This is a genomic window from Exiguobacterium sp. s78 (assembly GCF_018618985.1).
Taxonomy (GTDB): Bacteria; Bacillota; Bacilli; order Exiguobacteriales; family Exiguobacteriaceae; genus Exiguobacterium_A; species Exiguobacterium_A abrahamii.
The window spans coordinates 1,469,905-1,482,496 of the sequence record NZ_JACSNB010000001.1 but is presented as its reverse complement, the minus strand read 5'-3'; the positions used below and the strand labels follow the sequence as shown (position 1 = coordinate 1,482,496).

Annotated in this window: 15 protein-coding genes; 10 read left to right on the top strand and 5 right to left on the bottom strand. The window is 45.4% G+C overall.

Annotated features, from left to right (window positions below):
- Positions 1-11: 11 nt before the first annotated feature.
- Positions 12-1,283: a serine/threonine transporter SstT gene (sstT, locus tag KNQ18_RS07720; protein ID WP_215084337.1), complete on the top strand. Its 1,272-nt coding sequence runs from the start codon at positions 12-14 to the stop codon at positions 1,281-1,283.
- Positions 1,284-1,359: 76 nt separating this feature from the next.
- Here the strand turns inward: sstT and KNQ18_RS07715 are convergent, their stop codons facing one another.
- The 3 genes from KNQ18_RS07715 to KNQ18_RS07705 form a co-directional block, all read right to left on the bottom strand.
- The gene (locus KNQ18_RS07715; RefSeq protein ID WP_149427223.1) at positions 1,360-1,746 is read right to left on the bottom strand and encodes a hypothetical protein; all 387 of its coding nucleotides are present in this window, start codon (positions 1,744-1,746) and stop codon (positions 1,360-1,362) included.
- A gap of 160 nt (positions 1,747-1,906) precedes the next feature.
- The gene (locus tag KNQ18_RS07710; protein WP_215084335.1) at positions 1,907-2,683 is read right to left on the bottom strand and encodes a phosphatidylserine decarboxylase; all 777 of its coding nucleotides are present in this window, start codon (positions 2,681-2,683) and stop codon (positions 1,907-1,909) included.
- Positions 2,684-2,812: 129 nt separating this feature from the next.
- Complete coding sequence (locus KNQ18_RS07705) at positions 2,813-3,124, bottom strand: DUF2834 domain-containing protein (protein WP_215084333.1); 312 nt, start codon at positions 3,122-3,124, stop codon at positions 2,813-2,815.
- Between the two features lie 191 nt (positions 3,125-3,315).
- On the opposite strand from KNQ18_RS07705, the gene KNQ18_RS07700 reads away from it, so the two are divergent.
- Positions 3,316-4,155 carry a hypothetical protein gene (locus KNQ18_RS07700; RefSeq protein WP_215084331.1) on the top strand — a complete coding sequence of 280 codons (840 nt, stop codon included), beginning with the start codon at positions 3,316-3,318 and terminating at the stop codon, positions 4,153-4,155.
- A gap of 81 nt (positions 4,156-4,236) precedes the next feature.
- A complete protein-coding gene (locus KNQ18_RS07695; protein ID WP_214804790.1) occupies positions 4,237-4,797 on the top strand; it encodes a TetR/AcrR family transcriptional regulator in 561 nt (186 codons plus the stop codon).
- 24 nt (positions 4,798-4,821) lie between these two features.
- Here KNQ18_RS07695 and KNQ18_RS07690 read toward each other — a convergent pair whose 3' ends face one another.
- Entirely contained in the window at positions 4,822-5,400 is a 579-nt protein-coding gene (locus KNQ18_RS07690) for a LysE family transporter (RefSeq protein ID WP_214804792.1), read from the bottom strand.
- 129 nt (positions 5,401-5,529) lie between these two features.
- On the opposite strand from KNQ18_RS07690, the gene KNQ18_RS07685 reads away from it, so the two are divergent.
- The gene (locus KNQ18_RS07685; protein WP_214804794.1) at positions 5,530-6,411 is read left to right on the top strand and encodes a LysR family transcriptional regulator; all 882 of its coding nucleotides are present in this window, start codon (positions 5,530-5,532) and stop codon (positions 6,409-6,411) included.
- Here the strand turns inward: KNQ18_RS07685 and KNQ18_RS07680 are convergent.
- Positions 6,403-6,654, bottom strand: coding sequence for a hypothetical protein (locus KNQ18_RS07680; RefSeq protein WP_251133317.1), 252 nt, complete (start codon positions 6,652-6,654; stop codon positions 6,403-6,405). The two genes, KNQ18_RS07685 and KNQ18_RS07680, sit on opposite strands and share 9 nt — an antisense overlap.
- A gap of 76 nt (positions 6,655-6,730) precedes the next feature.
- Here KNQ18_RS07680 and KNQ18_RS07675 point away from each other — a divergent pair, with 76 nt between their 5' ends.
- The 6 genes from KNQ18_RS07675 (at position 6,731) to KNQ18_RS07650 (ending at position 12,581) form a co-directional block, all read left to right on the top strand.
- Positions 6,731-8,002: an alkaline ceramidase gene (locus KNQ18_RS07675; RefSeq protein WP_214804796.1), complete on the top strand. Its 1,272-nt coding sequence runs from the start codon at positions 6,731-6,733 to the stop codon at positions 8,000-8,002.
- Between the two features lie 625 nt (positions 8,003-8,627).
- Positions 8,628-9,107, top strand: coding sequence for a DUF4825 domain-containing protein (locus KNQ18_RS07670; protein WP_214769728.1), 480 nt, complete (start codon positions 8,628-8,630; stop codon positions 9,105-9,107).
- Between the two features lie 143 nt (positions 9,108-9,250).
- The gene (locus KNQ18_RS07665) at positions 9,251-9,598 is read left to right on the top strand and encodes a PadR family transcriptional regulator (protein ID WP_214805702.1); all 348 of its coding nucleotides are present in this window, start codon (positions 9,251-9,253) and stop codon (positions 9,596-9,598) included.
- Positions 9,585-10,307 (top strand): hypothetical protein, encoded by a 723-nt coding sequence (locus KNQ18_RS07660; RefSeq protein WP_214804798.1) that lies wholly within the window; start codon positions 9,585-9,587, stop codon positions 10,305-10,307. The genes KNQ18_RS07665 and KNQ18_RS07660 overlap by 14 nt, the downstream gene beginning before the upstream one ends.
- A 10-nt stretch (positions 10,308-10,317) precedes the next feature.
- On the top strand, positions 10,318-11,103 hold the full coding sequence (locus tag KNQ18_RS07655; protein ID WP_214769734.1) for an ABC transporter permease: 786 nt from the start codon (positions 10,318-10,320) through the stop codon (positions 11,101-11,103).
- Positions 11,100-12,581: a hypothetical protein gene (locus KNQ18_RS07650; protein ID WP_215084329.1), complete on the top strand. Its 1,482-nt coding sequence runs from the start codon at positions 11,100-11,102 to the stop codon at positions 12,579-12,581. The genes KNQ18_RS07655 and KNQ18_RS07650 overlap by 4 nt, the downstream gene beginning before the upstream one ends.
- Positions 12,582-12,592: the final 11 nt, after the last annotated feature.

Below are 12,592 nucleotides of genomic sequence, written 5' to 3'. Positions count from 1 at the left end.
GAGGGGAACGTATGAAATTGTTGAAGATGTGGAACCAAATCAGTTTAGTGAAACAAATCGCGATTGGCTTAATCGTAGGGATTGTTTTAGCCGTCACGATTCCTGAAGTAGCGAGTTCTTTGACCATCTTTGGAACATTATTTGTTTCCTCACTAAAGGCAGTCGCGCCGATTTTGGTCTTTTTCCTAGTTATGGCTTCGATTGTGCAACACAAAAAAGGTCAGCAAACGAACATGAAATCCATCGTCTTCTTATATCTGCTCGGTACATTTTTAGCGGGTGCGATTGCGGTCGTCGTCAGTTTCTTGTTCCCGGTCACGATTACACTGTCAGAAGGCGCAGAGAAGCTGTCAGCTCCTGGGAACGCCATCGAAGTCCTTAAGAAACTTGTCTTGAACATGGTCGACAACCCTGTCAATGCGCTCATTCAAGCGAACTACATCGGAATCCTGACATGGGCGATCGTCTTAGGACTCGCATTAAAAAATGCTTCCGACACGACAAAAACGTTCATCTCGAATTTCTCAGATGGTATCGCTAAGATGGTCGGCTGGATCATCAAACTGGCACCCCTCGGAATCATGGGTCTCGTCATCGGTTCAGTCACAGAGAATGGACTTGGTTCTCTCGGTAAGTATGTAGGATTATTGGGCGTATTGATTGGTACGATGCTTATCGTCGCACTCATTGTTAATCCATTGATCGTATTCATCAACGTCCGTCAAAATCCATATCCGCTCGTCTTTAAATGTCTACGTGAAAGTGGCATCACGGCATTCTTCACACGTAGTTCGGCAGCGAACATCCCAGTCAACATGGAATTGTGTAAGAAGCTCGGTCTCGATAAAGAGACATACGGCATCTCGATTCCGCTCGGTGCCACGATCAACATGGCGGGGGCGGCGATTACGATTACGGTTCTGACACTTGCTGCCGTCAATACGCTCGGGATTCAAGTCGATATTCCGACAGCCATCATCTTGAGTGTACTCGCTGCGGTCTGTGCATGTGGAGCGTCAGGTGTCGCTGGCGGATCACTTCTCTTGATTCCACTTGCATGTAGCTTATTCGGAATTCCGAACGATGTCGCGATGCAAGTCGTTGCCGTTGGTTTCATCATTGGAGTGTTGCAAGATTCATTTGAAACAGGACTCAACTCTTCGACAGATGTTCTGTTCACAGCTACAGCGGAATATCGCAAACGCTTGAAAGAAGGCGAGCGTTTCTCAATCAATCGTCAGTCGATGAATAAAGAAGTAGCTGAAAAAGTCGTTAACGGCTGATCAGATGCGGCTATTATCGTCGTGATCTAAATCAGAAAAGGCATCCCAGCTGAGGATGCCTTTTCTTATAGACAAATTAACCTTCTCCTAAAGCAACGTACTTTTTTAATTTCCCGTTGAAGCTGACTATCAGAATCTCATTTCTTTCTTTAGTAGAGTATAGGGCGGTACCCTTAGAGAGTTTCGTAGCAGTCCCATTATCAAAATCGTCTCTATCCGAACTTCTTCTTTTAATTTCTCCGACTTTTTCCTTCTGAGTGACTTCGGTTTTTTCTGCCCATGCTACATCTGATTGGTAGATCGTATCATTGAATTGAAAAATGTCTGCTTTAGAATCTTCGCTCAAAACTTCGAATGCCGTCGGTTTTTCACTAGTACTTTGCATTATCTCTTCATTATTGCAACCAACTAATATCCATACCGTCATAATCGAGAAAGCGCATAATAAAACGACTTTTTTCATGATATAACCTCTTTCCCGTTTTGTAAGTTATTGCATTTCGATACACGTTAACGTCAACTGCTCTTCACGGTTACCATCCCATTGAACAGTGGTTTCCTTTAGTCTAGCAAATTCAAATGTTTTTCTTAGTCAGGAATCTTAACAAAAAGGGAATCCATTTTTATGGGATCCAGCGTCCAATCTGCTCCCCCATCTTGACGCGACGTTCGATGCCTGGTGCGAGTTCGACGGTGTCCGGTGGCAAGACGAGGATGACGGTCGAACCGAATGAGAAGTAGCCGAACTCTGCACCACGCTCCAGCAGGCGTCCTTGATGTGTCTGAACGATCGTATTGACGTTCAGCGCACCGACCATGACGTGCTCGATCGTTCGGTGATCGACTTGCAGACGCGTGACCCGACGATAGTTGCGTGTCAGCGGACGTTTGCTAAATCGTAGCCCCATGTCATTGACGGGTGCTGATTCTCGCCCTAGTGTATAACTCGTCGTGATTTCGCCCGTGATTGGCGAATGGACACGGTGATAGTCGGTCGGACTCAAATAGAAAATCAAGGCGACACCGTTCGCGTAATCCTGGGCGCGTTCGCTCGAGCCGATCAGCTCAGTAACGGTATAGTCCTGTCCTTTGATTGTAAACCGACTATCTTGCGTTAATGCTGGGACGATGGAAAGTACGGCGTCACTCGGACTGACGAAGGCATCCGGCGCGGTTGCGATTGGTCGCATACCGGGACGTAACTCGCGTACGAAACAATCGTGCAGCGAGGTAAACGAATCAACGGACTTCAGCGCTTGATCCGTCTGAATGTGATAGGTGCGAATAAAAGGTCGGATGAGCGGTTTACTAAAGCGACTCATCGCAAACCGTTTTAGTGTGTTCGCAACAACGGGTCGAGCATTTAAGTGGACGATCGTATCAAAGATGGCTTTCTTCATGAGGTAAAAACTCCTTTAAGCTGTAATCTACCTCTTAGGATACGGTCGAATTCTGTTGATAGACGGAGTCGCTTTCTTAAGTTTGTCTTAAGAAAAACACGTACCGAAGATGCGGCACGTGTCAGAACGTCATGATTTTCGAGTCAACAAATAGAGTAGAGGTCCGAACGCACCAATCGCGAGGGTGATGATCGCCCAAAGCGGAAAGCTTCGTCCGGCACGACGTGTATCATGGCGGAGCCAAACGATGATGAAGAGGGCGCAGAGAATCAGGTCGACGAAAATCTGGAGCGTCGCCGTGTTTTGTGTCGCTTCTGCAAAGATGCCAAGTACACCAAAGTCAATTATCGAAAACGCGGTTAAAACAGCGAAAGCGATCGTAATGACGAGCAATAAAGGTTTCGGGATGGTGTCTACAAATGAAGCTTGAGATTCTTTCATGAAGGATCCTCCTTATAAGTGTAGTGTTTACTACAAATAAATGTAGCATGTACTACAATCGAACGTCAATCGAGGATACGTAGAAGGAAAGTTATTACCCTGATACGTCAAATAACAAAATGTGATGCTGTTCAATTTGGTATAATACGGAAAAAGATACGTAGGATGACGAGAAGGGATGGGGCGAATATATGAAGGTAAAGCGATTTCGAACAATCTTCGCATGTAGTGCGGCTGTAGCAGTATTGATGAGTGGAGCGAGTATCGGAAGTGGAAGCAGTCTTGTCGAAGCAAAAGTGGTCCAGACGAAAAAAGCATTCGATTATAAAAAATACCGTGCCGATCAATTGAAGGTCATCACGAAGTACGGCAACATCTTATCGGATCTTAGCTCCAAATCCCCAATCAAAATTCCTTCTTATTATCAAAATGAAGCATATCGGACTGCGGTCGAGCAGTATAATCCGAAAGTAGAAAAATACGATTCAGATAACGTGAAGGAGTCAAGAAAAATCAGAGCGATGCGAGTTGATCTAAAAGCAGTCGATACATCGTCTGAGAAAAAAGCGTTCGATAAACGAATGGCCGAAATGAAAAAAGAAGTCAAACGACTCGTTAAGGTCGAGCAGGCATTAGCGAAGGAAAGCAAACCACTCTATCAAGAAGTCATCGATTACGAGCGACAGCAAATGGAAGCGTTCGTCGCCCAATATGGACCGATTGATCCGGTATTGACGTTGATTAAATCACTTCCATATGTACAAGAACTCGAACGAAAACTGATCAAGAAAAAAATCAGTAAGCAAGACCGAATAGAGCGCGTGGATCGCGCAGCTGAAGCGATGGTACGAGAACGTGAGACGTCGAGTGAGCGCGTCGGACCCGAACGTGGGAAAGTGACGATCTTGATTTACGAGAATAAATTCGAGGAAGCAGCAGCTGTCTTTGAAGAAGCGAAACAGCTGACGAAAGACGAGAACGTCCGACTGGATCTTGCTTTTAAGAAGATCATCAATCAATTTTTAAAATGAAGCATCCTTTGTGGATGCTTTTTTGCATGGTGTCCGTTTCTTAAAATCGAGTATGATGGAAAGGGAAGGAGTCGATCGGATATGGATAAGTTTGAACAGAAGCGACAGGACTATACGCATCACATCGCACAAGCGACGTTAGCATCAAGCATTAAGGAGATGAGTCTCAAGAAGATGGCGACCGCTGCCGGGACGAGTGACCGGATGCTGATGCATTATTTCAAGGATAAACAAGACATCGAGACCGCCGTGTTGACTGCAATCAGCCAAGAACTGATCGATTTACTGCAGCAACCGGATTTAAAACTCGAGTTCACGGCATTCGTCCATTTTTTGCGACAAGCAATCGATGAGCCACGAATCAAGCCATATTTGAATCTTTGGTTCGAGATCACCCACCTCGCAACGAGTCAGGGAGAACCGTATACGTCGATCACGCGGACGATTGGAGAATCGTTCGACGATTGGATTAAACAGATCTATGTACCAACAGAGGGGGAAGATGTCGAACAGCAAACAGCGTTGCTCTTCGTCTTCACGGAAGGACTCGTCGTCTTAAATAAGATCGGCTTACAAGAGCGGATGAACGCGGCAGTGGAAGCGATGATCGCATTAACAAAGGACAACAGGCCTCACAATTGAGGTGTGTTGTCCTTTTTCTGCATCTCACTGAAAAATCGTCACAGCTGAATAAAGGAGTAAACCACACATAATGACGCGAAACGCGACATCGTATCTTTGAAATAACGAACGAAACAGGGAGCCGCTTCCTGCCCAAAGCAATAAGGCGATCCAACCGAGAATGATGGCATACGATGTGTATTGAACGATTTCTACAGTAGACGTGCTATGCGGCAGAATGAACGTCGATAAAGCAGTTAAGAAAAAGAGGATACTCTTGACGTTGATGAGTTGGAACAACAGACCGGATAAAAATGTCGCTGGCACGGTATCGATCTGACTTGCCGTCTGTTTCGGGAAACCAATCTTATAGGCAAGGTAGACGAGGTATGCGGCACCGAACCACTGAAGAATCGGTTCAATCATAGGTATGGTCGCTTGTAAAACTGTCGTCCCTAATGCGCTGACCAACCCGAGCATCATGAACCCCAGTAAGATACCGGTATTAAATCGCCAAGCACCACGAAAACCAAAGTGGCTCGATTCATGCATGACTAACAGATTACTTGGTCCAGGTGTGATGGACGTAATGATGACATAAGACAAAAAAGCAACAACATTCATAAGAAAACTCCTTTTTCATTCTATCGAATACTTGAATTCTAGTGTAAGATGACAAAATCGATAAATAAAATTGAAATAAAAAATCATGTCATCATTTTTTTCGATGGATGATGAAAGGAGAGTATCAGAATGGAAATTCGCCATTTAGTCAGCTTCTTGAAGATCATTGAGACGAGGAGTTATACGGCAGCAGCGAGTGACCTTGGATACACGCAATCGACGATCACGTCCCATATGCAATTGCTTGAACAAGAAGTAGGCGGTGCTTTGTTTTTCTATGCCAATCGTACGCTTCAGCTTACACCGCTAGGTCAGGAAATCATCCCGCTTGCTGAAGACTTACTAGCGACACACGAGAAAATCAAGTCGATTCAACAACAGGATCCCTTTGAAGGCGTCTTGAAAGTCGCAGCGCCAGAGTCACTGACGATTTCTCGTCTTGGTTCCGTCTTACAGACGTTCATGACAGCATATCCGAATGTCAACATCATCTTATCGAATGGAACATGTAAGGAAAATCAAGACGAACTCTTACATGGACGGGTCGATGTCGCCTTGATGCTGTATCCGATGTTTTCCGCTGAACGTTGTACGCATGACGTTTTGAGAGAAGAAAAGATCGTCATCATTGGTCATCCGACGATGCCGGATCATTTTGACGCGATTCGATCTTCCGCAGACGCATACGTCTATCTGACGAATGAAGAAGGGTGTAGTTACCGAACGATGTTTGAGGCGTGCGTCAGAAACCAAGACATCTCGTTTCAGACGCAAGAATTGTGGAGTATCGGGGCGATCAAGAAGATGGTGATGAACGGTCTTGGTTTTGCTGTGTTACCGTATGTGACTGTAGCGGAGGAAGTGGAGTCTGGTGCGTTGAAAGTCATTCATCATGATGAGACATTCGAACCGATGTATGCCCATCTGCTTACGAAACAGTCGAAGTGGGGCTCACCCGTGACACGTGCCTTTCAGGAAATCGTCCTGGACCAATTCATGAAGTCAGGGTGAATCGAGTATCTCGACCCAGACTTGATAATAGATCTCTTCATCGAGGTGAACCGTTGCCGAACGTACGCGATAGTCTGGGTTTTCCGCCAGATAAAAAGCAAGAATCGTCGCGACTTTAAAGTCAGGGGTGCAATAACCGGTAATTGAACGACCATGGATCTCATTCGTGATCGAGTCCGCCCAAACTTCGGCTTCACGGAACGTCTCGAACTGAATCATCTCTTCCTTCCAACGAATCGACATCTTCATGTCCTCCTCTACTGTAGTTAATGTTAGTATATGGAAGAAATAGTGTGTTACTCAAGGGGGAACGTTAGACATGAGTCGTTTTGGAATACATCGGGAAGAAATCAATCCGCCGCTCGGTGCCGCCTTCATCGGTTATCACCGAGAAGTCGGTGTCGCAAGCATACACGATCCGCTATATGTCACAGCGAGCATCTTCGAGAGTGAGCAGACGACATCGGTTTTTGTCAGCATCGATAACATCGGTTTGCTCGTCGCAGATACCGATACCATCCGCGAAGGCATCGTGGACCAGCTAGAAGTGTCGAAGGAACAGATTACCGTCGTTTATACGCATACACATTCAGGTCCAGCGACAGCGGGAAACGAACCGTTGACCGTCGCCTATAAAACGATCTTGACGCAACAAGCGATCGTTTCTGCCGTCAAAGCAAGCGAAGCGATGCAGTCGGTCGAGATTGGTTGGGGTGTGACGTCTGGGAAACTCGGTGTCAACCGACGGGAGAAAAGGAATGGTCACGCGGTGATGGGAACGGATCCGCTGGGAGTGACGGATGACCGAATCGGAACACTGTTGGTTCGACGTGCCGATGATGCGTGTCTCGTCGGAGCCTTCGTTTTCTGTACAGCGCATCCGAACGTCTTGAAATCAGACAGTGTCGTCTTATCCGGTGATTATCCGGGTGTCGCTCGAACGATACTCGAACAGGCACTCGGCTGTCCAGTCGTGATCATCCAAGGGGCGACGGGGAACATCAATGCGAAATATCGCGGTGACCTAGCAAGTCTACAGAAGATGGCGTTTGCTTTAAGTGGACACGTCTTGACGACGATTCCAGAAGTGTCGTATCAACCGTTAACGCACCACCGGATTCAGTCGGTGATCTATCCGATGCGTTTAACAGAAGTACTGGATACGAACGAATTACAAGACATGGCAACTTACGCTGAACAGACATGGGGTGTCAGCGCATCGTGCTGGTCGGCGTACGTTCAAGAGCAATCGGGAACAACACTCACCATCCCGCTCGAAGTTCAATTGTTCGAACTAAACGAAGGTTCGTTCTCAGGCATCCCGATGGAACCGTTCTGTGAAACAGCGTTACAGATTCAACAGATGCGTCAAACGGAACTCGCATTCTTCGGAGGCTATACGAACGGTTACATTGGTTATTTGCCGACAGCGGAAGAACATCCGTATGGTGGATACGAAGTGGCAATCAATCCTGTCGTCTACGGTCCTGTGACGGGTCTTTGGATGCCACCTGTACCGGAAACGGCAAACGAAATCGTGCATCGTATCCGACAACTTTATGAAACAAACAACCCGGCTTCTCTCGTCTGAGAGACCGGGTTGTCGTGATTACGATTTGATTTTTTTGATGATCCAAAATAAAGCGAAAACGATTCCGCATGTCAGTAAGACGAATAAGAAAAGTAGAATAAGTAAGTTAGACAGTTGTAGCATCAAAGACCTCCGTGAATAGGTATAGCTGGATTTTCGAACTTTCGAATAATAATAGAGTAACATAGTAATTAACATTATATAGGGAAATGACTTATTGTTTTTGATATTTCTTAAAGGATCTACTTATTATATGAACGAATAGTTATTTTATTCCATTTTGAAAAAGAGAGGGATATCATGATCATCAAAAGATTTATTTTTAGTGCTATCATCACTTATTTATTTCTCAGTTTGCTTTTATCTTTCAGCATCGGATATACGATCGATTGGATTCTGGAAGCAACGTTAGCTCAAAAGATTAAAGGATACGCTTTTTAAGGTTCACTCGTTTTAGTGTTATAAAGCTTTTAATTGTTGCAGGTGTAAGTATTTTGTACAGTTTACTCTCCTCAAAACAAAGAGCATCGAGTTCACGTAAGCGTTGATTTCCTTTATTTTGAAACTTTTCTTTGTTTGATTACGTTTATTAGGTATAATCGGTCTACTAAAAGGAGAGAGTATGATGAGAAAGAGAATCGGCGCAATTGCTCTAGTGAGCGGCATGCTGATACTCGGAGGTTGCGGAACAGCGGCAACACAAACCGATGTATTTGATCAACAAGGTACATATCTAGGGGATAACAGTAACGTACGAGACATCGTCCAACAGCTACCCCATGGCGATCAGTTAAAGAAGATAGAACTGTCGACGAAGGATAAACCGTATCAACTCACGTTACGTTATGCTGGATTCGAAGAAGGACAGGTCGAACAAAAAAGTCATCGTACGGCAATCTACAATGCAACAGCACTGTTCACATTGATTCCGAATGTCGACCACGTCAACATGACGATCGAGGATGCTTCGTATCACTTTACGAAACAACAGCTTCGCGATTGGTATGGAAAAGACTTTACGTCGTACGATAATGAGAAAGCACTGAAGGCATTCACGAAGCCTTTTATCGAAGATTCGAAGAAAGTAAACGACTTATTGAACTAAACCGACTGGGCACGCTCTTAAACAGGAGCGTGCTTTTTCGTTGATTCATTCTCATAAGTTGTAAAAAGTACTTTGCATTACAGAGTAATTCAGTTTATCGTTAAGGTACTGATACATCCAGAATTAGGAAGGGGTTGGACGGGATCGAGATTGATAAAGAGTTATTAAAGGGGCATGTCGACACGATCATTTTGTCGTTGCTGAACGAACAAGATCGATACGGGTATGAAATCGCGAAGACGATCCGGCAAACGTCAGACGAGCAGTTCGAACTGAAAGAGGCGACACTCTATTTGTCACTCAAACGACTTGAGAAAAAAGGGTTCGTCACATCCTATTGGAGTGACGAAGCAGCGGGCGGCGGGCGACGTAAATATTATACGCTGACGACTGAAGGAGAAATCCTTCTTGCGAAAAAACGACGCGAATGGCGTTTTCTGAAGCAACTACTCCCGAAGTTTCTTGAAGAGGGAGACGGTGCGCTTGAATAAACTCGATCATTTCGTCCGCGACTTGTATCAAGATGCGGATGTGACGGATCCGGAAATCATTGACGTCATGGAAGAGACGCGTAGCCATCTCGAACAATCGATGCGAGACTTGATGATTCAAGGTTATTCTGAAGAAGAAGCGACGAAGCTTGCCATGTATCGCTACGGTAGCAAGGAACATGTCGATCAGCTCTTGACGTGGGTCTATCGAAAAGAGCGGACGTTCGCTTCGTGGTTGCTCCGAATCGGGATTAGTATAGCTACTGCAACGATACTATGCTTTATCGGCACGATGATGTTGAGCCAGCATCAGTCACTCGCCTATGCGGATGCCTTTAATGGTAATGAACGCTCGATTGAAGCGTATGAACGTATTTTAGAAGATCATCTATTGCTAGTATCGATTTCCGGACAAGACGCGGCGTCTTCACGTGATTTCACCATTCATAAATCGATTTGGTTACCGGAGTTGTTCATTTCACACGGCATGTATCTGATTGACGAACAGCACCTGACGACGACAGAAAGTTTCGATGTTACGAAATTCGGTGCGGTGTTCGCGTTGATCGGCATGACGATTTATCTCGTGACATCCGTCATTTGGAGCATCATCAAGCTCTATCATGCAGGACGATTGCATCTATTAAGTATCGTCTCAGTCGTGTTCTTTAACGTCCTGGGTTATTGGTTTTGGGCATTACGAAAATAGGAGGGGTCATATGTCGCAGCAAATCAAGCTCGTTTGGTCGCAAGCGTTCACGGTGAAACGATGCGTGTTCTATCTTCTGATCATTCTCGGGTTACCGGTGCTTCAATTCAGTTTCATTTATGAAGGCTATCAGTTCTTCTTACCGATCGAAGTGTTCGAGGAGACGCTATCAGGAACGATCCCGATGCTGTTTCCGGTACTTGCGGTCTTGATCTTCTTGCCAATCTTCATCGCTGAATACAAGGATAACTATCTGACATATGTCCGAACACGTGCGAGTCTAAAGGATTATCTGCTTGCGGTCGGTTTCGTCAATGCGATGCTGACAGGACTCGTGTTCTTTTTAATGACAATCGTGACGTTCGTCCTCATTCATTATGTCGAACCAGTCATCGGTCTCGTTGACTATTGGTCTCTCAGCGAAAAGACATATGAGACCTCAAATGCATTTTCGTTCTTGGCGGACATTCATCCGTTACTCTATGCCGTCCTCTATGCTGCTTGGATTGGACTCAACGGAGCCGTGTATGCGACGCTTGCTTATCTGTTGATTTTGGCGCTCGAACAAGTCTACCTCGCAATTTCGTTACCGTTCGTCGCTTATCATGTCTTTAATTTCGTCGCGGGTATCATGCAAGCACCACAGTTCTCGCCCATCAGTACGGTCTTTCCGTTCAATATCACGGAACAACCGCTTTGGACGGTGTTCGTGCCGTTTGCTATTTTGATCGTCGTTAACATCACGCTCTATCTAACGATGATTCGACCGAAACCGGAGTGGATCTTCCAATCATGAAGAGGACACGAAACATTTCGATTGTACTTAACAGTCTATTCATCCTCGTGATCAGCTACGTCGCATGGTATAGACGACAAGAAGTTCTGTCCGAGGCACAAGAATTCGGCAAAGACGTCAACACGTGGGACATCACATTTGCGATTCAAAATGATATGTACCTAATCCTCTTTTTCCTGATGCCGTTACTGCTGTTCCTCTCGTTTCGAACGATTGAACAGCAGTATGAACCGACGATTTTGATTCGGGTCGGCTCATTTCGGTACTGGCTGTACTACTCGACAAAACGGTATGTACGCGCTGTCCTGTCACTGTTCGGATTCGTCTTGTTGCTGAGTCTTCTTAGTGCTAGCGATCAATCGTTTACGTTGCAGTGGAGTCCATACAGTCAACTCGCAACGAGTGGTAACATCAGTCATCATCTCGTTACGACTTTCCGCTCACCCCTGTCAGTGATTTTCTTACAACTGATTCTGTGGCTGCTTGTGAGCATTGTCCTACATGGATTGATGTGTCTTGTGTTTCTGTTGCATGAAAAACGTAATGGCTTGTTGCTACAGGCGGCAGGGGTAGTGTTTTGGTGTATCTTTAGTTTTAAATCATCGTTTGGAGTAGGAGAGTTCTTTTCACCCGCTGTGTATTTCTCTGTCGGGGCTGTATCCAATATAATGCATCCTTTGATGGCACTCGTTATCCTCAGTCTCGTGATCGCACTGATTTATTTATCGGTCCAATGGATTCAATTGCTCCGTCAGCTACTGACTTCGATAAAAGAATTATTGCCATATCTAGTCTATGCGATGCTTGCTAGTCTGTACATCTTCCTCAGTAGTAGTCGAGCGTCAACTGAGCTGCAAACGATTGGTGATCTGTTCGTCGTCGTGTTTTACGGTGTCAGTGCGGAGGACAGTTCGTTTCTCCAACTCGTGTCGCATCTGATCCTTTTCTTCGGACTCGCTTACTTAAGTCAATTGCGTCTGCAGGATCAAATGACGGCAATCGGACCATACACATGGATGCGTTACCAACGACTCGAGAAATGGGCACTACATGTCTTCGTAAGGGAAGGGCGTTTTTATCTACTTGCTCTCTCACTTCTGATCCTCGGAACGATGGTAATCGGAATGCTGCAAGGCGTATCGCTATCGCTTTCGACAAGCCTTTTATCGATTTCAACGATGCAGTTGTTGCTGCAACTGATTGGCATCTCGATGTTACAATTAATGCTTTATTCACTCTTCAGCTTCATCTTGCTGTGGCAATTCCCAGATGGATACGCGATGCTCGGTTTGTTCGGCGTCTTATCGGTTTTCTTACTGCCCAATTTCAATCAGTATGGCATCTTTCCGTCCGGATTGAATGGATTCGCCCAGTTGCAGTCGTTTAGTCTGACACATCTCTTGATCGTTTTGTTGATCTATGTTGGGCTTTCACTTGTCTGGTTATATGTTCTGTTTCAAAAAAGCATACGAATATAAGGAGGACGTAT

Excerpts from the sequence above, each read along its gene's own strand:
- sstT (WP_215084337.1), top strand. The coding sequence starts at position 12 with ATGAAATTGTTGAAGATGTGGAACCAAATCAGTTTAGTGAAACAAATC.
- KNQ18_RS07715 (WP_149427223.1), bottom strand. The coding sequence starts at position 1,746 with ATGAAAAAAGTCGTTTTATTATGCGCTTTCTCGATTATGACGGTATGG.
- KNQ18_RS07710 (WP_215084335.1), bottom strand. The coding sequence starts at position 2,683 with ATGAAGAAAGCCATCTTTGATACGATCGTCCACTTAAATGCTCGACCC.
- KNQ18_RS07705 (WP_215084333.1), bottom strand. The coding sequence starts at position 3,124 with ATGAAAGAATCTCAAGCTTCATTTGTAGACACCATCCCGAAACCTTTA.
- KNQ18_RS07700 (WP_215084331.1), top strand. The coding sequence starts at position 3,316 with ATGAAGGTAAAGCGATTTCGAACAATCTTCGCATGTAGTGCGGCTGTA.
- KNQ18_RS07695 (WP_214804790.1), top strand. The coding sequence starts at position 4,237 with ATGGATAAGTTTGAACAGAAGCGACAGGACTATACGCATCACATCGCA.
- KNQ18_RS07690 (WP_214804792.1), bottom strand. The coding sequence starts at position 5,400 with ATGAATGTTGTTGCTTTTTTGTCTTATGTCATCATTACGTCCATCACA.
- KNQ18_RS07685 (WP_214804794.1), top strand. The coding sequence starts at position 5,530 with ATGGAAATTCGCCATTTAGTCAGCTTCTTGAAGATCATTGAGACGAGG.
- KNQ18_RS07680 (WP_251133317.1), bottom strand. The coding sequence starts at position 6,654 with ATGTCGATTCGTTGGAAGGAAGAGATGATTCAGTTCGAGACGTTCCGT.
- KNQ18_RS07675 (WP_214804796.1), top strand. The coding sequence starts at position 6,731 with ATGAGTCGTTTTGGAATACATCGGGAAGAAATCAATCCGCCGCTCGGT.
- KNQ18_RS07670 (WP_214769728.1), top strand. The coding sequence starts at position 8,628 with ATGAGAAAGAGAATCGGCGCAATTGCTCTAGTGAGCGGCATGCTGATA.
- KNQ18_RS07655 (WP_214769734.1), top strand. The coding sequence starts at position 10,318 with ATGTCGCAGCAAATCAAGCTCGTTTGGTCGCAAGCGTTCACGGTGAAA.
- KNQ18_RS07650 (WP_215084329.1), top strand. The coding sequence starts at position 11,100 with ATGAAGAGGACACGAAACATTTCGATTGTACTTAACAGTCTATTCATC.